At 70.5% G+C, this 21905-nt stretch carries 11 protein-coding genes; 1 reads left to right on the top strand and 10 read right to left on the bottom strand.

Annotated elements, in window-relative coordinates:
* Nucleotides 1-269 precede the first annotated feature (269 nt).
* Nucleotides 270-1967 (top strand): bifunctional 3-(3-hydroxy-phenyl)propionate/3-hydroxycinnamic acid hydroxylase, encoded by a 1698-nt coding sequence (locus OG933_RS40825; RefSeq protein ID WP_362526378.1) that lies wholly within the window; start codon nt 270-272, stop codon nt 1965-1967.
* Between the two features lie 201 nt (nt 1968-2168).
* Here the strand turns inward: OG933_RS40825 and OG933_RS40820 are convergent, their stop codons facing one another.
* The 10 genes from OG933_RS40820 to OG933_RS40775 all read right to left on the bottom strand — a co-directional run bounded on the left by OG933_RS40820 (nt 2169) and on the right by OG933_RS40775 (nt 21872).
* The gene (locus OG933_RS40820; RefSeq protein ID WP_362526375.1) at nt 2169-3413 is read right to left on the bottom strand and encodes a cytochrome P450; all 1245 of its coding nucleotides are present in this window, start codon (nt 3411-3413) and stop codon (nt 2169-2171) included.
* Between the two features lie 105 nt (nt 3414-3518).
* Entirely contained in the window at nt 3519-4418 is a 900-nt protein-coding gene (locus tag OG933_RS40815) for an ROK family protein (RefSeq protein WP_405632160.1), read from the bottom strand.
* Nucleotides 4419-4432: 14 nt separating this feature from the next.
* Nucleotides 4433-5128, bottom strand: coding sequence for an HAD-IA family hydrolase (locus tag OG933_RS40810; RefSeq protein WP_405632158.1), 696 nt, complete (start codon nt 5126-5128; stop codon nt 4433-4435).
* Nucleotides 5125-6204, bottom strand: a complete 1080-nt coding sequence (locus OG933_RS40805; protein ID WP_362526368.1) for a Gfo/Idh/MocA family oxidoreductase — start codon at nt 6202-6204, stop codon at nt 5125-5127. Before OG933_RS40805 ends, OG933_RS40810 begins: the two co-directional genes overlap by 4 nt.
* On the bottom strand, nt 6201-7361 hold the full coding sequence (gene rifK / locus OG933_RS40800) for a 3-amino-5-hydroxybenzoate synthase (RefSeq protein ID WP_362526366.1): 1161 nt from the start codon (nt 7359-7361) through the stop codon (nt 6201-6203). Before rifK ends, OG933_RS40805 begins: the two co-directional genes overlap by 4 nt.
* A gap of 161 nt (nt 7362-7522) precedes the next feature.
* The gene (locus tag OG933_RS40795) at nt 7523-7747 is read right to left on the bottom strand and encodes a hypothetical protein (protein WP_362526364.1); all 225 of its coding nucleotides are present in this window, start codon (nt 7745-7747) and stop codon (nt 7523-7525) included.
* The gene (locus tag OG933_RS40790; protein WP_362526362.1) at nt 7744-8967 is read right to left on the bottom strand and encodes a 3-deoxy-7-phosphoheptulonate synthase; all 1224 of its coding nucleotides are present in this window, start codon (nt 8965-8967) and stop codon (nt 7744-7746) included. The genes OG933_RS40795 and OG933_RS40790 overlap by 4 nt, the downstream gene beginning before the upstream one ends.
* Before the next feature lie 59 nt (nt 8968-9026).
* The gene (locus OG933_RS40785; protein ID WP_362526359.1) at nt 9027-10100 is read right to left on the bottom strand and encodes a 3-dehydroquinate synthase family protein; all 1074 of its coding nucleotides are present in this window, start codon (nt 10098-10100) and stop codon (nt 9027-9029) included.
* A 133-nt stretch (nt 10101-10233) separates the two neighbouring features.
* Nucleotides 10234-11094, bottom strand: a complete 861-nt coding sequence (locus OG933_RS40780; protein WP_362526356.1) for an arylamine N-acetyltransferase — start codon at nt 11092-11094, stop codon at nt 10234-10236.
* Nucleotides 11091-21872, bottom strand: coding sequence for a type I polyketide synthase (locus tag OG933_RS40775; RefSeq protein ID WP_405632153.1), 10782 nt, complete (start codon nt 21870-21872; stop codon nt 11091-11093). Before OG933_RS40775 ends, OG933_RS40780 begins: the two co-directional genes overlap by 4 nt.
* Nucleotides 21873-21905 lie beyond the last annotated feature (33 nt).

Raw genomic sequence — 21905 nt, 5'->3', positions numbered from 1 at the left:
GAAGTACGCCGCCGGCTGGGAAACACCTGATCGGTCGACACGGCCTTTCGGCAGGCTAAAACAGCAATGGCCGGACGAACATCCCCCGACCTGGTAAGGTTTTTCGCTTCTTGACACGTTTCGAGGAGGGGAATACTATTCCAGCGATTTCCAGCGTGGCGGAATTCAGCTCCGCGGACAGCGCATACCTGTGAGGTTTTCCTTGACGTCGTTTTCCGAAGTCCTCGCCGATCTGCCGGCAGCACGCGCATAGGTCCCCGATGGCAACCATGCGACCACACGACCCGAAGCCGAACCCGGCAGACCCGATGGACGCGACGGATTCGACGGACGCGGACGTCGTCATCGTGGGCAACGGGCCGATCGGTGCCGCGCTGTCGGTGCTGCTCGCCCAGCGCGGCCGGCGGGTGATCGTACTCGAACGGCGGGTCCGGCCGTACCCGCTTCCCCGGGCGACCAGTTTCGACGGGGAGACCGCACGGCTCCTGGCCGCCACCGGGATCGGCCCGGATCTGGGCCGGATCACGGAACCGGCCAACGGCTACCAGTGGCGGACCGCCGCCGGAGCGGCACTGCTGGACATCGCGTTCACCACAGCCGGCCCCTACGGCTGGCCGGACGCCAATACGATGCACCAGCCCGCCCTGGAGGAACTGCTCGCCGCCAGAGCGGCGGCGCTTCGCGGGATCACGGTACTGCGCGGGCACGAGGTCGTGGGCATCACCGACGGCGAGCAGCAGGTGCAGGTGACCGCCGCCACCGGCGACGGAACGACCCGGATCCTCTCCGCGAGGTGGGTCGTGGGGTGCGACGGCGCCAACAGCTTCGTCCGCGACCACCTCGACGTCTCCGTCACGGACCTCGGGTTCTCCTACGAGTGGCTGCTCTGCGACATCGAACTGCGGCCGCCACGCGAGTTCACCCCCACCAACGTGCAGGTCTGCGATCCGGCCAGGCCCACGACCCTGGTGGGCAGCGGCCCCGGGCGCCGGCGCTGGGAGTTCATGCGTCTGCCGGGTGAGAGCACCGCCGAACTCAACCGGGACGAGACGGCGTGGCGGCTGCTGGCGCCCTTCGGCGTCACCCCCGACACCGCCACCCTGCTGCGCAGCACCACGTACATGTTCCAGGCCAGTTGGGCCGACCGGTGGCGGGTGGGCCATGTCCTGCTGGCCGGTGACGCGGCGCATCTCATGCCGCCCTTCGCCGGACAGGGCATGTGCTCCGGGATCCGGGACGTCGTCAACCTGGCGTGGAAGCTGGACCTGACGCTGAGCGGCCTGGCGGCCGAGTCCCTCCTGGACAGCTATCCGGAGGAACGCCGCGCACAGGCCCGGGAGTCGATCCTGGCGTCTGTCCAGCTGGGCCGGGTGATCTGTGTGACGGATCCGGTGGCCGCCGCGGAGCGGGATGCCACGGTGCTCGCCAATCGGCGCGGTCGGCCACCGACCCGGCCCGAGCCGGCGAGGCCGCTCTCGGGCGGGCTGCTGCACCGGCGTCCGGGAGCGGACACGGCCGAGCCGCCGGCGGGTGAGGTCGTCCCACAGGGACGAGTGGGCCGGGCGGGCAGCAGCGGTCTGTTCGACGACGTCGTCGGCCGTGGTTTCGTCCTGCTGACGACCGACGATCCGCTCAGCGCGCTCGACGCGGACCGGCTTTCCTTCCTGGTCGGCCTGGGGGCCCATGTGGTGCGGCTGCTGCCGACCGGGCACACCCCCGACGAGCGGGTGCCGGCGTCGACCGCGGAGGCCGACGGCGGGCGGGCGGCCGTGGTCGGTGTGGTGGACCTGGACGACGTCTACGGACCGTATCTGGCGCGGTTCGGGGCTACTTCGCTGCTCGTCCGTCCGGACTACCACGTCTTCGGCGCGGCGAGCGGCCCCGTGGACACCCGAGCCCTGGTCGACGGCTTGCGGGACCGGTTGAGCGCCGCGGTGCCGGCCGGCGTGTCCGACCGGGCCGGCTGACGGCGCCGAGGGCACGGCGCGATCGGGCAGGTGGGAGACGCGCGGCGGGGACGATCGGGCCGCCCGGAAGAGGGGCTCTCCGAGGATCCGCGCCGGCCTGATCCCCGTACGTGCAGGCCGCCCGCTCCGGTGCGGTGCGGGCGGGCCCCCGCCGGCCGGGCCGGCCGACGGGGGCGGCCAGCAGAGCCGGCCGGGGCGCGCTCAGCGGAGCCGCAGCGGGAGCTTCTCGACCCGGGTGAACCCGGGCCGCAGCGCCCACGGGATCTGCTCGCGCGGCACCGCGAGGGAGAGGTCCGGGAACCGGGTGAACAGTGCCTGCAGCGCCACCTCCGCCTCCTGGTAGGCCAGCGGAGCACCGAGGCAGTGGTGCGCGCCCATCCCGAACCCGACGTGGCTCCCGGCTCCCCGGCAGACGTCCAGCCGCTCGGGGTCGGCGTACTTGCGCGGGTCGGTGTTGGCGGCCAGGAGCAGCGGGGTGACCGCCGAGCCCGCCGGGATCTTCATCCCGCCCAGCTCGATCTCCTCCGCCGCGTACCGGGGCTGTGCAAACTGGGAGGGCCCCAGGCGCATGAGCTCGCGCACCGCCGGCTGCCACCGGGACGGATCCTCGCGCAGCAGCGCGAGCTGGTCCGGGTGTTCGAGCAGGGCGAGCACCGAGTTGCCGATCAGGTACGTCGTCGACTCGTGCCCGGCGGTCACCATGGTGAAGACCAGGGTGACCATCTCCCGGTCGGAGAGGCGGTCTCCGTCGTCCTCCTGGACCTGTACGAGCGCGGAGATCAGGTCGTCACGCGGCTCCGCGCGCCGCCGGGTGATGACGTCCATCACGTGGTCGGCGCACTCGCGCAGGATGGTCGGCAGGAGCTCGACCTGCATCAGGGACAGCACACGCCCCCAACGGTGCCACTGCGGGCGGTCGGCCTCGTCGATCCCGACCATCTCGCAGATCACGGCGATCGGCACCGGATAGCAGAACGCCTCCACGAGGTCGACCGGGGCTCCGTCGCGCCCCGCGTCGGCCATCCGGTCGAGCAGCCTCGCGGTGATCTCCTCGATCCGCGGACGCATCTCGGCCACCCGTCGCGCGGTGAACGCCCGGGAGACCAGCTTGCGCAGCCTGGTGTGGGCCGCGCCGTCGAGGTTCATCATCGCCTTCTCGATGAGGTCGACCACGTCGGACGGGATGTCGAGCTGCTTCAGGATCGCGTGCTCTCCGTCCTGGCCCGCTCCCTGTACCGATGCCGGGTCGGTGACGAACCGCGGGTCGGTGAGGACCTGGCGTACGTCGTCGTAACGGGTGACCAGCCACATCGGCGACCCCAGCACGGTGCCGGTGAGCACCGGCGCCTGCTCACGCATCCGCGCGTACCTGGCGAACGGTTCGGCGGTCAGGTCCGGCGAGAGCAGGTCGATCGGGTCGGCGGAGTTCTCTGCGGTAGCGGTCATGGGTCTCCCTCTTCTGTGTCGAGCTTCGGTGGCGGGCGAAGGCGGTTCCCGCTCTGCGGAAGCGGGACCTGAAGGGCCTGACGGGGTCTGACGGGATCTGACGGGTCAGGGCGCTGCCAGGCGGGCGAGCGACACCGCGCCGTGCAGCGAGGACAGGCCTCCCGACGCGGCCGGCCTCACGGGCAGCGGGAGCAGGCCTGGGCGGGCCAGCTCCGCGAGGTATGCGGACACGGCTTCGACGAAGCCCGGGATACCGCTCGCGAAGCCGCCGCCGAGCAGCACGAGTCGCGGATGGACCAATTCCTGGACGCCGATCGCCGCGACGGCCAGCGCCCGGCAGGTCCGCCTGATCACGGAGACCGCCCACGGCCGGCCGTCGCACCATGCCTGCCGCAGGTCGTCGAAGGGGACCGTCCTCCCCCGCAGCCGAGTCGCGCGGCGCAGGGTGGCCGGGCCGGAGGCGATCGCCTGGAGGCACCCCCGGCGGCCGCAGAGACACCGCGGACCGCTCATCTCCACCACCAAATGTCCGATCTCGAAGGATCCGCGGCCGAGTCCCGGGCACAGCTCGCCGTTCAGCACGAGTCCGCCGCCGACGCCCGTACCCACCCCCAGGTAGAGCAGATCGTCACAACCCGAGCGCCGGGCCTCGGCGAGTGCGCCGAGATCGCCGTCGTCCGCCCAGGCCACGGCTGCGCCGGGGAAGAGCGCGGGCAGTGCCACCGCCAGATCCGTCCCGGCCCACTCCGGTCGGCTCGGCCAGGCGGTGACCCGTCCGGCCGGTCCGACCGTCGCGGGCACCGCGACTCCCACTGCCCGGAAGGACACTCCCAGCCGTGTTCGCAACTCGCCCACGAAAGACCCGAGTTGGGCAAGGTCGCGGGCCGCGCTGTGCCGGGGAGCCCAGGGAAACACGGTCTCGTCGACGCACTCCGCGTCGGCCTCCACCCGGAAGGCCACCTTGGTGCCCCCGATGTCGACACCGAGGTAGTGGATCTTCTCCATCGCCTCGGTGGTCCTCAGTCGCGGGGCACGGACCGGCACAGTGCCAACAGGTCGGCCGGGCGGCGCAGGACGGCGGCCGGCCGGGCGGCGAGCAGTTCGTCCACATCGGACACGGCCCACAGTGCGGCGGCCGAGGTCACTCCGGCGCCCTGGGCGCTGGCGAGGTCGGTCGGTGCGTCGCCGACCATGATGGCCTGCTCGGCGGGCAGCCCCAACAGGTCGAGCGCGTGCAGCACGATGTCCGGGGCCGGCTTCGGGTGCTCGACCTCGTCCGAGCCGATCACATGGGCGAAGAAGGGAAGCAGACCCAGCTGTTCGAGGAGGGAGCGTGCCCGCGGCCCGCTCTTGCCGGTGGCGACCGCGAGCCGGAGCCCCCGCACCCGCAGCGTCAGCAGCAGCTCGACAATGCCCTCGAAGACCGGCACCCGGTGCGCGAGCCGGTAGCTCTCGCGGACGAACGGCTCCTCCATCTCCAGCGGCAGACCCATGATCCGCATGATGTCCGGGAAGTAGCGCCCGAGGTGGCGTCGGTACTCCTCGAAGGGCGCGGGCCCCTCGCCCACCACCTCCTCGTACGCGAGGGCGAACGCCTCGTTCATCACCGCGAAACTGTCGACGAGGACTCCGTCCAGGTCGAAGATCACGGCACGCCTGACCGGTGGCAGTGTCTCCGTCACGGTTGCCGACCGCCCGGTCTTGGGGGCTGTCACGCGATCCCCACCACCTTGCGGGCGTGCGGGGAACGGGCCGACGCGTAGAAACCCTCGATGCCCCGGACGGTCGTACGGGCCTCGCCGATGGCCCTGCCGCGGTTGTCCGGTTCGGTCAGGATCACGGCGAGGCCGTCCAGTTGCCGCCTGTACTCGTAGCCGATCGGCTCGTCCGGCACCGGGATCGAAGTCGTGGCGCCTTCCCGGGTCAGGGTCAGCTCCGACCGGGGGTGGCGGTGAGGGCTGAATCCGAAGGTGCACCTCAGCTCGGCGGTCCCGGCGCTGCCCGTCACCTGGATCCGGGACACGTCCAGCGCCTCGTGCGACGCCCAGCCGGCGCACAACGACACGGAAACCCCGTCGTCCCGGACGAAGAAGCCCCGCGCGGTGTCCTCGACGTCTGAGACGGCGTCGGCGACGGGCCGGTCCTGACGCCATGTCGCGCCCCAGGCACCGCCGTTGACGAAGTCGTCCGACGTCACGCCGACGACCTGTGCGAAGCGGGCGGGACCGAGCAGGGACGTGAGCGTGTCGAACAGATGCCAGCCGAGGTCGAACAGCACGCCGCCGCCGGCCTTGCTGCGCCGGGTGAACCAGCCGCCGGCCTGCGGTACACCGCGCGCCCGGACCCAGGACAGGTCGACATGGCGGATCCGGCCCAGATCCGGCACCAGACGTGCCAGGGCTTCCACGTCCCCGCGGTAAGGGGCGGCGCTGCCCGCGAGCAGCATGCCGCCGCCCCCGCGTTCGGCTGCGGCGAGGGTGTCGGCCTCGTCGGAGGTCAGACACACCGGCTTCTCCAGGAAGACGGAAATGCCCTTCCGGAGCAGGGCGCCGGCCACCTCGGCGTGCAGGTGGTTGGGTACGGCGACGACGGCGAGGTCCACCGTCCGGGCGGTGAGCGCCTCCACCGACGGGTGCACCGGGACGCCCGGCGTCCCCTCGAACGCGGCCCGCGCCGCGGGTTCGGTGTCGACGACGGCCACCACGTCGAACCCGGTGTGTTCCCTCAGCAGCGGGAGCCACAACTCCCGTCCTGCCCAGCCGAGTCCGACGACGGCCACCCTGACGCTCATACGGCGGCCACAGCGTCCGCGACGATCGCGGCCGTCCGGTGCATGTCCTGCTCGGTGGCGAGCAGCACGCGGTGGTGCAGCCAGACGCAGTCCTGGCTGATGGCCTCCGTGACGGGGCAGCGCTCGGCGATCTCGTCCGGGCTCGCGTCAGGGGCGTTGATCTCCCAGAAGGCGTCGGTGCGGTAGATCGCGCGGAAGCCCGCGAACGCCGGAAGCCCGGCCGCCACCAGCCGGTCGACCAGGGCGTTGCGGTTCTCCTCCCCGATGCCCGGCACCCGGAACATCGCCATGTAGTGCGAGGGGAAGTCGGTACGCTCGTCACCTCGTTGCGGGATGACGCCGTCGATCGGCGTGAGCAGGCGGCTCAGCAGCGCCCAGCGCTTCTGACGGGTACTCAACTGGGCGTCCAGGCGCCCCAGCTGCGCGCGCAATACCGCTGCGGAGAACTCGTTGAGCCGCAGATTGGAGCCGGCGATCTCATGCAGGTACCGGCGATCGGCGCGAGGCCGTCCGCAACTGTGCCGCAGGAACGCGGTCTCGTACATCTCCGTGTCCGGGAACAGCACGGCGCCGCCCTCGCCCGCGGTCATCAGCTTGCCGTTCTGGAAGCTGAACGCGGCGACGGAGCCGAGCTCGCCGACCCGCTTTCCCCGCCAGCGAGCGCCGTGGGCATGCGCGGCGTCCTGGAGCAGCGGGACGCCCGTGTCGGCGGAGAGCTTCGCCAGCGCGTCCATGTCCGCCATGAATCCCGCCATGTGGACGGGCATGATCACCCGGGTCCGCGGCGTCACCGCCGCCGCGGCCGCGGCCACGTCGAGGGAGTAGGTGTGTCTGTCGACGTCCACGGGGACGGCGACGGCCCCGAGTCGCTGCGCCGCCTGGGAGGAGGAGATGAACGTGAACGCCGGGACGACGACTTCGGATCCCGGACCGACCCCCATGCACTGAAGGGCGAGTTCCAGCGCGTGGGTTCCGTTCGTGACCGCGAGGGCGTGGGCGGCACCGTGGTGTTCGGCGAACTCCCGCTCGAAGGAGTCGACTTCGTTTCCGCCCATCCGCCACCACTGGCCCTGCTCGAGCGCACGGAGAAGGCCTTCCCGCTCGCCCTCGTCGTACTGAGGCCACTGGGGGAACTCCGGCGCTTGTCGCACGTTCATGTCTCTCCAAACATGGCTGACTCGGGATCGCGGAAGACGCGCACGCTCCGCCCCGTGCAGCGTCATGTGCGGTGCGAGGAAAGCTGGGACAACAGGTCCAACGTAGAGCTCTGCCGGTCGCCCCCGCATCCCTCGGTCCGGTAGTCGCCGCAACGCTCGGTTCAGGCCGAAGAAGACCTGATGGGAGCCCAGTTGCCCGTCGAGCACGCGATGTGCTCCAGGTCCCGCGGCCGGGCGTGCACGGGGACGAGCACCGCGTCGATGCCCGGGCGGGCGAAGACCGGATCCATCAGGGTGGGCGCCTGGACCCGGGCGGCGGGATCGCCCAGGACGGCGTACAGCCGGGTGGTGCCCGTGAGGGGCGTGCCGGGCGGATGGCCGGTCATCGCAGCCTCACCTTCTTCTCCGCGACGCCGTCCGCCACCATCTCCGCGACGCGGACCGCGAGTTCCATCGACTGCTCCGCGTTGAGCCGGGGATCGCAGGCCGTGCGGTAGCGGGCGGGCAGGTCGGCCTCCGAGATGCCCGCGGCACCCCCCACGCACTCCGTGACGTCGTCGCCCGTCACCTCGACGTGAATGCCGCCGGGGTGGGTGCCCAGCCGTCGGTGCACTGCGAAGAAGCCGGCGATCTCGTCGGCTATGTGCCGGAACTGGCGGGTCTTGTATCCGTTGGCCGACGTGTAGGTGTTGCCGTGCATCGGATCGCACTGCCAGATCACCTGGTGACCGGAGGCGGCGACCTTCTCCACGATCGGCAGCAGGACATCGCGGACCCGTGTGTGTCCCATCCGGCTCACCAGTGTCAGCCGCCCCGGTTCACCGTGCGGGTCGAGCCGCCGCACGTATTCGACCGCCTTCTCCGGGGTCGTGCCCGGCCCGAGCTTGAGGCCGATCGGGTTGGAGAGCAGTTCCGCGAACGCGATGTGCGCGCCGTCGAGCCGACGGGTGCGCTCGCCGATCCACAGGAAGTGCCCCAGCCCGCTGGACAGACGAGGTTCCGGCCCGCTGATGTCGGCCCACAGCAAGGACCGCTCGTAGTCGAGCAGGAGCGCTTCGTGACTTACGTAGATGTCGTCGCCCTCATGGCTTCGGCGGAACGTGTGGACCAGAGCCCTCGCGTCCGCCGCGTCGGCGTGGGCCCTCAGCATCCGGTGGGGATCGGGCGTCCGGGCCTCGGGTGTGGGCTCGACGGAGTTCACCATGTCGCCGCGGTAGACGGGCAGGCCCCGCGCGTCCACGGCCTTGGAGCGGGGCTTGGCGTACTGCCCGGCCATCCTGGCGATCTTGACGACGGGCAGTCCTGCCCGGCGGGTGAGTTCGGCGGCCATGTGCACCAGAGTCCGCAGGTTGGCCCGCAGATGGGCTTCGCTGTTCTCGGCGAACGTCTCGGCGCAGTCACCCCCCTGGAGCAGGAACGCCTCCCCGCGCGCGACCGCCGCGAGCCGACCGGCCAGCCGTGCGGTCTCGGCCGGCGTCACGATCGGCTCGGCCCGGCTCAGCGATGCCCTCGCCTCTCTCGCCCGCTCGGGGTCCGGCCAGACCGGTTGCTGAGCGGCGGGCCTGGCCAGCGCCGCCTCCAGTCTGCCCGCCAGCAGCTGGTCCACCGACGCGTGATGCGCGCCGGCCGGTCCGCCGAGATCAGCCGGCCACCGCCGAAAGTGCCTCATTTCCTGGCCGTATCGGTCGTGGAGGCACCGAGCGTGGCTTCGCCGACGAGATCGGCGAGGGGTGCTCGGGGCATCCGGTCCAGGGCGTGCTCGACCGCTTCCCGCGGCACGTCGCTCACCAGTTCCGCGCCCTTCGGTCCGTCCAGCACGAAGGCGAGTCCGGTGATCGCCTTCTTGTCGTGCCGCATCAGACGTACGAGAGCCGCGGCATCGGCCTCGACGGGCAGGGCGGTGGGCAGACCGTAGTACCGGACGACCTCCCGGTGTTCCGACACACGGGCCTGAGGGACACGGCCCAGTACACCGGCGAGTACACCAGCGAAAACCGTCCCGACCGCCACCGCCTCGCCGTGCCGCAGCGCGAAGTCGGTCGCCCTCTCGAGCGCGTGGCCGAGCGTGTGACCGTAGTTGAGCAGGTGCCGTACTCCGGTGTCCCGCTCGTCCATCTCCACGATCCGCGCCTTGAGCGTCACACTGGCGGCGATCTGTTCCGCCGGCGGCAGCCCACGCAGGTCCGCCGCTCCGATGAAGTGGCACCGGGCGATCTCACCGAGACCGTTCAGCATCTCCCGCGGGGGCAGGGTCGACAGATACTCGGTGTCGCACAGCACCGCGCTGGGCTGCCAGTACGCGCCGACCAGGTTCTTGCCGGCCGGAAGGTTCACCGCCGTCTTCCCGCCGACACTGGCGTCCACCTGGGCAAGCAGCGACGTGGGCAGGTGCACCACGGGCACGCCACGGTGGTAGAGCGCGGCCGCCAGCCCGACCACATCGGTGGTCGTCCCGCCACCGCACGAGACGACGACGTCGGACCTGGTGAGCCCGAACCGTGCGAACTCACCGCACAAGGCCTCCACGGTGGCGAGGGTCTTGTCCCGCTCACCGTCCCGGGCCGGCAGCAGCAGGGTCTCCACCCCGGTGTCGGGCACCCATGGCGCAGGCCGGGCCGACACGACGACGGCCCGTCTGGCGCCCAGCCGTCGGACGACCTCGGCGAGCGACGTGCGTGCCCCCGGGCCGATGAGCACGTCGTACGAATGATCTCTGAGGCGCAGCGGGACGGAGGTCATGGCGTCTCTACCGGCCCGCCGCCGTGCGCAGTGGCGTCTCGGCCCGTTCCGCTCGGCCGCGCGGCGCTGCGTCGGCACCGCCGCTCGGCATCACGTCAGCCGTGTCCTTCACCATCGGATTCCCCTTCCGAATTCAGCTGAACTCGCCCGACAGAATGCGGGAGACCAGCTTCCGGTGCTCGCCGTCGTCCGTGATCGTGTGCACTTCCTCGCGACCGTCACGGACCGTCAGATAGCGTCGCCCTTTCAGTACGATCTGGCCGTCGTCGAAAGTCCGGCCGCACAGAACGTCCTGACCGTCGTACGCTCTCGTGTCCGCCTCGATCTCCCGGAAGAGGCGGTCCGTTCCCCGCGCGATCGGGCACGCTTCGGACCCGTCCGACGCGAACTCCCGGTTGAGACGGTCCTCCAGCTCCTGCCAGTCGCTCCACTGCCGGGCTTTCCTCGTGAAGGTGTAGACGACGCTCCACCGGCTGACCCTTCCCCGGCGCTGGAGAGCGAACCCGGACTCGTGGTCGACCAGCCGGTACTGGCACCCGTACTGGGTCTGCACCGAGTCGGTGACCAGCAATGGCTCGATGAAGGAGGGCCCCGGGTAGCCGACGTCCACGAGCCATTCAGCGCCGTCCAGGGCAACACGGTTGAGCATGTGCTCGACGTCCAGCCCGAAGTTCTCCCGGCCTTCGGCCGTACTTCCCGCCATCAGCGTGACGTCGTAGCCCAGTTCGCCGAGCAGCCGGTGGAACAGCCGGGCCAGCTCGAAACAGGTCCCGCCCTGCCGGTTGACAATGCTCGTCTCGAACAATGCGTTCTCGTCGAGGTCGACGAGGCGTATCCCGTTTCTGAGATCCTGGCCGGCGCCGTTGTACGGAATCGCCATGAGGTGCTTCTTGTGCAGTGCGCGTAATGTCGCGATGTCCACACCGGCCTCTCCGCTCCAGCCTATCCGCTGAAGATATTTTCCCACGTCGAACACATCGTCACCCTCTTTCATACCGAGATCGCTCCATGGGCTGACGCCTGTTCGCCGCACATCAGCTCGTGCAGATGGCCGGCGAGCATTCCTGGCGTCGGATAGTCGAAGACGAGATTGGGCGAGAGCTTCCTTTCCGTGGCGTTGCGAAGGCGGTTGCGCAGCTCGATGGCGGTGAGGGAGTCGAAGCCGATCTCGAAGAGCCCCTGGTCCACGTCGATGTGGTGGGTCGCGGGGTAGCCCAGAACGGCGACCACCTGAGCCCGCACCAGGTTGAGCAGGACCTGTGCCTGCTCGGCGGGGGGCAGTCCGGCCAGCCGGCCGGAGAGCTGGCGCTGCTCGTCACCGGTACCCGCCGCCCGCGCCAGCTGCCGCCCCGAGGGGACGAGACCCCGCAACAGGTGCGGAATCCCACCATCGGCCGCGGCACCGGCCCGCACCCCCCGCAGATCCAGCTTCGCCGGCACCAACAACGCCCGCCCGGACCCCACAGCGGCATCGAAGAGTTCCATCCCCTCCACCGACGTCATCGCCCGCAGACCACCACGCCGGTTCATCCGCGCCCGGGTGAGATCATCGGTACCCGCCGCCATACCGGCCGACTGCTCCCACAACCCCCAGGCCAGGGACAGACCCGGCAGCCCCTCCGCCCGACGGCCCGCCATCAACCCGTCCAAGAACGCGTTCGCCGCCGCATAACTCCCACTGCCCGCACCCATGAACACAGACGACACGGACGAATAGACGACGAACGCATCAAGAGCCAGACCACGGGTCAGCTCATCGAGATACCGCACCGCATCCACCTTCGGCGCGAACACCCTCGCCAACCGCTCCGGGGTCAATGTGCCGATCACCCCGTCATCGGTCACGCCCGCGGTGTGCACCACGCCAGTCAGACGGTGCTCGTCCGGCACCGACGCCAACAGGGCCCGGACCTGCTCACGATCAGACAGATCACAGGCCGCGACCGAGACCAACGCCCCCTGCTCACTGAGCTCGGCGACCAACTCCGGCACACCCTCGGCATCCGGACCCCGACGACTGGCCAGCAGCAGACGCCGCACCCCGTACCGGGCCACCAGATGCCGGGCCGCCAAAGCACCCAACGAGCCCGCACCCGACACCAGAACCGTTCCCTCCGCACCGAACACCGCCGGAACATCCGAAACTTCATCAGTGGCACGGACCAGCCTGGGCATCGAGAGGGTCGTTCCGCGCACCGCGATCTGCGGCTCACCACTGGCCAGCACCGCTCCCAGCACCGAGTCCAAGGCGGATCCCAACCCGGATCCGACCTCGGACCCCGACCCGGATCCGACCGCGGACCCCGACGCCGACGCGGCTCCCGATGTGTCGCCGGAGGCAGGATCGATGTCCAGCAGGATGATCCGGTCGGGGTGCTCGGCCTGCGCGGCACGAACCAGACCCCACACCGCCGCTCCCGCCGGGTCACTCACATCCGCTTCACCGCCGGCCGGCACCGCGCCCCGGGTCAGCACCACCAACCGCGACTCCTCCAGTCCCGCCCCGGCCAGCCAGCACTGCACCACTTCCAGGACCTGGCAGGCCAGAACCAGTACCGGCTCCTCGCCGTCGCCACCGACGGCTTCCAGAACCGCCACCGCCGGGGCTGCCGCGCCCGATGCCACGTCGTCGGCCAGGGTCGCCACCTGTTCCGCGGTGCTCACCGCGACCCAGGACGGTGTCGGCTCCATTCCACGCACCGGGGGCAGCGCGGTCCACCCCACCTGGAACAGCGAGTGCGCACGCGCCGAGCCGGCCGCCGTATCCAGCTGCTCGGCCGACACCACCCGGCCCACCAGTGACTCCATCGTCACCACCAGGCCGCCGGTTTCGTCCACCGCCTCCAGCGACAGTGCGTCGCGCTCGGGTCGTCCGACCCGCACACGCAGCACCGAGGCACCGGCCGCGTGCAGTTCCAGCCCGTTCCACGCGAACGGCAGCCGTAGCTCCAGCCCGCCCGATTCGCCGTCGCCTTGGCCTTGGCCTTGGCCTTGGCCTTGGCCTTGGCCTTGGCCTTGGCCTTCGGCCATGACCGCCGCCACAGCGTTCAGCATGGTCGAGTGCAAGGCAGCGTCCAGCAGCGCGGGATGGATGCCGAACCTGCCGGCCTGCTTACGCTGTTCCTCGGGCAGAGCGACCTCGGCGAAGACCTCCTCGCCGCGTCGCCACACCGCCCGCACCCCCTGGAACGCCGGACCGTACCCGTAGCCTCCCTGGGCCAGGAGGCCATAGCCGTCGCTGATATCCACCGGCTCCGCGTCGGGCGGCGGCCAGGCGGCGAAGTCGAACCCATCGCCGCGGTCAGCTGGTTGGGCGTTCGCCGACGACAGCATGCCGGTGGCGTGCCGTGTCCACGCGTCCGCGCCGTCATGGTCGGCGGTGTCTTCCCGCAGGGAGTACACGTCCACGGTGCGCGAGCCGGTCTCGTCCGGTCCGCCGATCGCGACCTGGAGCCGGACCCCGCCACGCTCGGGCACCACGAGCGGCGCCTCGATCACCAACTCATCCAGGACACTGCACCCGGCCTCATCACCCGCCCGGACCACCAACTCCACCAGCCCGGTACCCGGAACCAGCACCACACCACCGACCGCGTGATCGGCCAGCCACGGATGCGACCGCAACGACAACCGCGACGTGAAGACCAACCCATCGGACTGCGGCAACCGCACCGACGCGCCCAACAACGGATGATCAGCCCCCGCCAGACCCAACGACTCCGCGTCCGTCGCCTGCACGGCCGGCTGAAGCCAATAGTGCTGATGGTCGAAGGCGTAAGTCGGCAGGTCCACCCGCTCGTCGACCGCCGCTTGCGGGAGAACCTTGGCCCAGTCCACGGTCACGCCCCGGACGAACAGTTCGGCCATCGATGCCAACAGGCGCCGCATCCCGCCATCCTCACGGCGCAGTGAACCCGTCACCACCACATCCGCCTGCGTCGCGTCCACGACCTCGCTGATCGGCTGGAGCAGGACGGGATGCGCACTGACCTCCACGAACACACCATGGCCCTGCGCCAGCAGATCGGTCACGGCAGGACCGAACCGCACCTGACCCCGCAGATTCCGATACCAGTAACCACCATCCAGAACACCAGCGTCCTCGACCCAATCACCGGTCACGGTCGAGAAGAACGGAACATTGGGTGCCTGGGCATGCACATCCGCCAGCGCATCAGCCAACGTGTCCCTGATGTCCTCGACATGCCGGGTGTGCGAGGCGTAATCCACCGCCACCCGCCGCACCCGGACACCCTCCCCCGACAACGCCTCAAGCGCCTCGTCAAGCGCGGCAACGTCACCGGCGATCACCACCGAGGCCGGGCCATTGACCGCAGCCACCTCCACCCGATCCGCCCACGCGGCCAGCCGGACGGCCGCCGCTTCCTCACTCAGCGCAACAGACGCCATCCCACCGCGCCCCGCCAACTCATCCACGATGGCCTGACTGCGCAGCGCCACCACCCGCACCGCATCCTCCAGCGACAGCACACCCGCCACACACGCCGCCGCTATCTCACCCTGCGAATGACCCACCACCGCATCCGGCACCACCCCCACCGAACCCCACACCGCAGCCAGACCCACCATCACCGCAAAACTCGCCGGCTGCACCACATCCACCCGCTCCAACAACCCCGGCTCAACCTCACCCCGCAGAACCTTCACCAGCGACCAGTCCACCCACCGCTCCAGCGCAGCCCCACACTCCGCGATGCGCTCAGCGAACACCGGCGAAGAATCCAGCAACTCCCGGCCCATCCCCACCCACTGCGAACCCTGGCCCGGGAACACCCACACGACCTTGCCCGGCACACCCGAACCAGACGCACTACCAGCCACCAGGTCCTGACCGCCTTCGCCGCGCGCCAGCGCCCGCAACCCCGCCAACGCCTGCTCACCCGAGTCGGCCACCACCACCGCACGCTCACCCAACAGCGCACGCCCCGACACCAACGCCCCCGCCACACCCGCCAACGACACCCCACCAGCACCCGACTCCACAAACGACGCCAGACGCCCCGCCTGACCCGCCAGCGAACCCGCACTCCCCGCCGACACCACCAACGGCACCACACCACCCCGCACCAGCGGCTCCCGCGTCTCCTCCCCATCAACGGCAGGCGCTTCCTCCAGGATCAGATGCGCGTTCGTACCGCTGATCCCGAACGAGGAGACTCCGGCCCGGCGCGGACGACCGTTGCGCGGCCACTCACGCGCCTCGGTCAACAACTCCACCGCACCCGCCGACCAGTCCACCTGCTTCGTGGGCTCCTGCACGTGCAGCGTGGGCGGCATCACCCCGTGCCGCAGCGCCTGCACCATCTTGATCACGCCCGCCACACCCGCAGCCGCCTGCGTATGACCGATGTTCGACTTCAACGACCCCAACCACAACGGACGCTTCGGATCCCTGTCCCGCCCGTAAGTGGCCAGCAACGCCTGCGCCTCGATCGGATCACCCAGAGCCGTCCCGGTCCCATGCCCCTCCACCACGTCCACGTCCGTGGGCGTGAGTCCCGCCGTGTCCAGCGCCCTGCGGATCACCCGCTGCTGCGAAGGACCGTTCGGCGCCGTCAAGCCGTTCGACGCACCGTCCTGATTCACCGCACTGCCCCGCAGCACCGCCAGCACCCGATGCCCACGCTCCCGCGCCACCGACAACCGCTCCAGCACCACCACACCCACACCCTCGGCCCAGCCCGTGCCATCCGCGCCGTCCGCGTACGCCTTGCACCGCCCGTCCCTTGCCAGGCCTCGCTGGCGGGAGAACTCCACGAAGCTGACGGGTGTCGCCATCACCGTGACGCCGCCGGACAGCGCCGTAGAGCACTCGCCCTGCCTGAGCGCCTGGGCCGCCAGATGGATCGCCACCAGCGACGACGAACACGCCGTGTCCACGGAGACCGCCGGACCCTCGAACCCGAACACATACGACACCCGGCCCGACGCCACACTCGACGCGGTACCCGTGCTCGCGAAGCCCTCCAGTTCCGGCGCGACGGCACCGGCCCCATAGCCCTGACTGGACACGCCGGAGAACACCCCGACGTCGGTGCCCTTCAACGACGACGGGTCGACACCGACGTCCTCCAACGCCTCCCACGACGCCTCCAACAGCAACCGCTGCTGCGGATCCATCGCCAGCGCCTCACGCGGCGAGATCCCGAAGAACCCCGCATCGAAGAGCCCGGCTCCGCGTACGAATCCGCCCTGGCTGGTGTACGAGGTGCCCACGCTGTCGGGGTCCGGGTCGAACAGGTCCTCCAGATCCCAGCCCCGGTCCTCAGGGAAGGGCGACATGCCCTCACGGCCCTCGTGAACCAACCGCCACAGATCCTCGGGGTCCGCCACATCGCCGGGCAGCCTGCACGCCATCCCGACGATCGCGATCGGTTCGTTGGGATCCGCAGCAACCGCCGGAGCAGCCGAGGGAGTGCTCGCCACCGTGTCACCGAGCTCGTCGCGCAGGTAGCGGGCGAGCGGCAGCGGGGCCGGGTAGTCGAAGATCAGCGTGGCGGGCAGCTTGAGACCGGTCGCCTCACGCAGTCGGTTGCGCAGTTCCACGGAAGTGAGCGAGTCGAACCCGGCCTCGTTGAACGCCGTGTCCGCCCGGACACCGGCAGGCCCGGCATGCCCGAGCACGGCCGCGGCCTGGGCACGCACCAGATCGAGAAGCAGCGACTCCTGCTCGGCCTCGGCCAGTCCGGCCAGCCGTCGCGCCAGTCCACCGTCGGTGGAAGATGCCGCCCGCGCGACCTGCCGCCCCGTCCGCACCAGACCGCGGAGCAGATGCGGCAGACCACCGCCGGCCCCGGCCTGGGTTCGCAGCGCCCGCAGGTCCAGCTTGATCGGCACCAGCAACGCCTGCCCGGAGGTGAGGGCGGCGTCGAACAGTTCCACACCCTCCGTCTCCAGGATCGCCAGCACGCCACCACGGCTCGCACGCGCCTGGTCGACACCCTCCAGGTGAGCGGTCATGCCGGCTGTCTGCTCCCACAGGCCCCAGGCGAGGGACAGGCCGGGCAGGCCCGCCGCCCGACGGTTGGCCATCAACCCGTCCAGGAAGGCATTCGCCGCCGCGTAGTTGCCCTGCCCCGCCGACCCGAACACCCCCGAGGCGGACGAGAACACGACGAACGCGTCGAGGTCCATGTCACGGGTCAGGTCGTCGAGGTGCCGGACCGCGTCCACCTTCGGCGCGAACACCCCCGCCAGCCGCTCCGGGGTCAACGCCCCGATCACCCCGTCGTCCAGCACACCGGCTGTGTGAACCACGCCCGTCAGGCGGTGCTCGTCCGGCACCGACGCCAGGAGCGCCCGGACCTGGTCACGGTCGGACAGATCACAGACCGCGACCGAGACCAACGCCCCCTGCTCACTGAGCTCGGCGACCAACTCCGGCACACCCTCGGCATCCGGACCCCGACGGCTGGCCAGCAGCACATGCCGCACGCCATGCCTGGCCACCAGATGCCGGGCCACCAGACCACCCAACGACCCCGCGCCCGCAACCAGGACCGTCCCCTCCAGCCCGAACACCGCGCCCGTGGAGGCATGTTGATGTGCGCTGCGCACGAGTCGAGGGACCGTCAGCACCGTGCCACGCGTGGCGACCTGCGGCTCCCCACTGGCCAATGCCGAACCCAGGACCCGCTCCACACCAGCATCGGCATCGGCATCGATGTCCAACAGGACGAATGGATGGGGGTGCTCGGCCTGCGCGGCACGAACCAGACCCCACACCGCCGCTCCCGCCGGGTCACTCACGTCCGCTTCACCGCCAGCGGGTACCGCGCCCCGGGTCAGCACCACCAACCGCGACTCCTCCAACACCGCCCCGGCCGACAACCACGCCTGCACCACCCCCAACACGCGGGACGACAACGCCAACACCGCGTCCACCCCGCCACCACCGACAGCCTCCAGAACCACCACCGCCGGAACATCCGTGCTCGCGGCCAGCGCCGTCACCTCGTCCGCAGAGGCCACCGCCACCCACGACGGCGACACCTCCACCCCCTCAGCCGCAGGCAACTCCACCCACTCCACCGCGAACAACGAATCACGGCTCTCATCCACCACCGCAGCACCCAACTGCTCGGCGGACACCGGCCGGGACACCAGCGAGTCCATCGTCACCACGAGGCCACCGGCCTCATCCGCCGCCGCAAGCGACACGGCGCCAAGTCCTCCCGGCGCCAGGCGTACCCGCAGCGCCGAGGCACCCACGGCATGCAGCACGAGGCCGTTCCACGCGAACGGCAGTACAGGCTCGCCGGGGGATGTCTCCTCCGTCGTGTCCGACGCGGCGGCAAGCATCCCTGCGTGCAGGGACGCGTCCAGAAGCGCCGGGTGAATGCCGAACCCGTCGGCCTCCTTACGCTGTTCCTCGGGCAGAGCGACCTCGGCGAAGATCTCCTCGCCGCGTCGCCACGCCGCCCGCAGGCCCTGGAACGCCGGACCATAGGCGTAACCGCGCTCGAGCAGACCGTCGTAGAAATCCCCGGCGTCCACGTCCAACGGCTGTGCGCCGGGCGGCGGCCAGGTGCCGAAGTCGAACGCGGAACCCACGCCACCTGGTTGGGCGGTCGCCGACGACAGCATGCCAGTGGCGTGCCGTGTCCACGCGTCCGCGCCGTCATGGTCGGCGGTGTCTTCCCGCAGGGAGTACACGTCCACGGTGCGCGAGCCTGTGTCGTCCGGTCCGCCGATCGCGACCTGGAGCCGGACCCCGCCTCGCTCGGGCACCACGAGCGGCGCCTCGATCACCAACTCATCCAGGACACTGCACCCGGCCTCGTCACCCGCCCGCACCGCCAACTCCACCAGCCCGGTACCGGGGACAATCGTCACGCCGCCGACCGCGTGATCGGCCAGCCACGGATGCGACCGCAACGACAACCGCGACGTGAAGACCAACCCATCGGACTGCGGCAACCGCACCGACGCGCCCAACAACGGATGATCAGCCCCCGCCAGACCCAACGACTCCGCGTCCGTCGCCGAACCTGCCATCTGGATCCAGTAGTGCTGATGGTCGAAGGCGTAAGTCGGCAGGTCGACCGGCGCGGATCCCGCCCCACCCGGCAGAACCTTGCCCCAGTCCACGGTCACACCCCGGACGAACAGCTCCGCCACCGAAGCCAGCAGGGTCTGCGTTTCGGAACGGCCGTCTCGCAGGGCCGCGACACATGTCGCCTCGGTCGTCGTAGCGGTGGCTGTCTCCTCGACCAAGCCGGACAGGGCGGCGCCCGGACCCAGTTCCACGAACAGCGCGCCGCCGTACCGCACCGCGGCGGCGATCCCGTCGGCGAACCGCACGGGCCGCCGGACATGCCTCGCCCAGTACTGGGCGTCGGCGAGTTCCCCGGGTTCGGCCGGCCGGCCGCTCACGTTCGAGATCACCGGGATCACGGGCGGCCGCCACTCCACCTCGCTCAGTTCGGCGGCGAAGTCGGCAAGCATCGGCTCCATCCGCAGGGAGTGGAACGCGTGCGAAACCGCCAGCCGCTTCGTTTTGAATCCCCGCTCCCGCAACCGGTCGGCCACCGCGAGGACCGCGTCCTGGTCGCCGGAGAGCACCACCGAGGACGGGCCGTTCACCGCCGCGACCTCCACGCCCTCTCCCAGGAGCCCGGCGACCTCGTCCTCCCCGGCGGCCACCGCGACCATCGCGCCGCCCGGCGGCAGTGCCTGCATCAGCCAGCCGCGGGCCGCGACCACTCGTGCCGCGTCCGGCAACGACAGCGCACCCGCCGCATACGCGGCAGCAACCTCGCCGATCGAATGTCCGATCACCGCGTCCGGCCGCACGCCCCAGGACTCCACCAGCCGAAACAGAGCGCTCTCCAGCGCGAACAGCCCCGCCTGCGTGAACACGGTCTGGTCCAGAAGCACGGCGCTCGGGGTCACCCTGCCCAGCACCACATCCCGTACCGGATGATCAACCCACCCGGCGAGACACGCGTCCAACTGCGCACACGCCTCGTCCAGCGCCTCCGCGAACACCGGATACCGCTCGTACAGCTCCCGGCCCATTCCGACTCGCTGGGATCCCTGCCCCGGGAACACCCACACGACCTTTCCCGGCGCGCCCGAACCGGCAGCCCTTCCACTCACCACACCAGCCGCACTCTCACCCCGCGCCAGCGCCGTCAGCCCGGCCAACGCCTCCTCGGACGAACCCGCGACCACCACCGCACGCTCACCCAACAGGGCACGCCTCGACACCAACGCACCCGCCACACCCGCCAACGACACCCCACCGGCGCGTTCGACGAGCGACGCCAGCCGACCGGCCTGACCCGCCAGGGAACCGACGCTCCGCGCCGACAGCACCAAGGACACGGCACCCGCAGACGCCGGCTGTTCGGGGTCAGGCTCCGCGTCCTCCGGCGGTGCTTCCTCCAGGATCAGATGGGCGTTCGTCCCGCTGATCCCGAACGAGGAGACCCCGGCCCGGCGTGGACGGTCGTTGCGCGGCCACTCACGCGCCTCCGCCAGCAGCTCGATGGCACCCGCCGACCAGTCCACCTCCTTCGTGGGCTCCTCCACATGCAGCGTGGGCGGCATCACCCCGTGCCGCAGCGCCTGCACCATCTTGATCACACTGGCCACGCCCGCGGCCTGCTGCGTATGACCGATGTTCGACTTCAACGACCCCAGCCACAAGGGCCGTTCCAGGTCACGGCCCTGACCGTAGGTGGCCAGCAACGCCTGCGCCTCGATCGGATCACCCAGAGCCGTCCCGGTCCCATGCCCCTCCACCACATCCACGTCCGCCGAGACCAGACCCGCACCGGACAACGCCCTGCGGATCACCCGCTGCTGCGAAGGACCGTTCGGTGCCGTCAGGCCGTTCGAGGCACCGTCCTGGTTCACCGCGCTGCCCCGTACGACCGCCAGCACCCGATGCCCACGCTCCCGCGCCACCGACAACCGCTCCAGCACCACCACACCCACACCCTCGGCCAGACCCATGCCGTCCGCGCCGTCCGCGTACGCCTTGCACCGCCCATCCGCGGCCATGCCCCGCTGCCGGGAGAACGCCACAAAGGTGCCAGGCGTCGACATCACCATCGCGCCGCCGGCCAGCGCCATCGAGCACTCACCCTGACGCAGCGCCTGCGCCGCCAGATGGATCGCCACCAACGACGACGAACAGGCCGTGTCCACAGTGACCGCCGGACCCTCGAACCCGAACACGTACGACACCCGACCCGACGCCACACTCCCCGCGACACCCGTGCCGGTGAAACTCTCCAACTCCGGTGCGACACCGCCGGAACCGGCCCCGTAGCCCTGACCACACACGCCGGAGAACACCCCGACATCGGTGCCCTTCAACGACACCGGGTCGATACCGCCGTCCTCCAACGCCTCCCACGACGCCTCCAACAGCAACCGCTGCTGCGGATCCATCGCCAACGCCTCACGCGGCGAGATCCCGAAGAACCCCGCATCAAAGAGCCCCGCCCCCCGAAGGAAACCGCCCTGATCGGTGTAGGAGGTGCCCGGGTGGTCCGGATCCGGGTCGAACAGACCCTCCAGTTCCCAGCCCCGGTCGTCGGGGAACCCCGACACCGCGTCCCGGCCCTCACACACCAACCGCCACAGATCCGCCGGCCCCGCCACCCCACCCGGCAAACGGCACGCCATACCCACGATCGCTATCGGCTCACCCGCATGCGATGAGCCCTGCTTGCGCAGGTTGTGCAACTCGGTCGTGACGCGCTTGAGGTACTTGAGGAGCTTTTCGTCCGTGGCCATTCTTCAGTCCTCACGAAGGTTTGACGGAGCCGC

It is taken from the genome of Streptomyces sp. NBC_00016 (genome assembly GCF_045040885.1).
GTDB classification, from domain to species: domain Bacteria; phylum Actinomycetota; class Actinomycetes; order Streptomycetales; family Streptomycetaceae; genus Streptomyces; species Streptomyces coriariae.
This window is presented reverse-complemented; position numbering and strand designations above follow the sequence as displayed.

Coding starts and splice junctions, on each gene's coding strand:
- OG933_RS40825 (WP_362526378.1), top strand. CDS start 270: ATGCGACCACACGACCCGAAGCCGAACCCGGCAGACCCGATGGACGCG.
- OG933_RS40820 (WP_362526375.1), bottom strand. CDS start 3,413: ATGACCGCTACCGCAGAGAACTCCGCCGACCCGATCGACCTGCTCTCG.
- OG933_RS40815 (WP_405632160.1), bottom strand. CDS start 4,418: ATGGAGAAGATCCACTACCTCGGTGTCGACATCGGGGGCACCAAGGTG.
- OG933_RS40805 (WP_362526368.1), bottom strand. CDS start 6,204: ATGAGCGTCAGGGTGGCCGTCGTCGGACTCGGCTGGGCAGGACGGGAG.
- rifK (WP_362526366.1), bottom strand. CDS start 7,361: ATGAACGTGCGACAAGCGCCGGAGTTCCCCCAGTGGCCTCAGTACGAC.
- OG933_RS40795 (WP_362526364.1), bottom strand. CDS start 7,747: ATGACCGGCCATCCGCCCGGCACGCCCCTCACGGGCACCACCCGGCTG.
- OG933_RS40785 (WP_362526359.1), bottom strand. CDS start 10,100: ATGACCTCCGTCCCGCTGCGCCTCAGAGATCATTCGTACGACGTGCTC.
- OG933_RS40780 (WP_362526356.1), bottom strand. CDS start 11,094: ATGAAAGAGGGTGACGATGTGTTCGACGTGGGAAAATATCTTCAGCGG.
- OG933_RS40775 (WP_405632153.1), bottom strand. CDS start 21,872: ATGGCCACGGACGAAAAGCTCCTCAAGTACCTCAAGCGCGTCACGACC.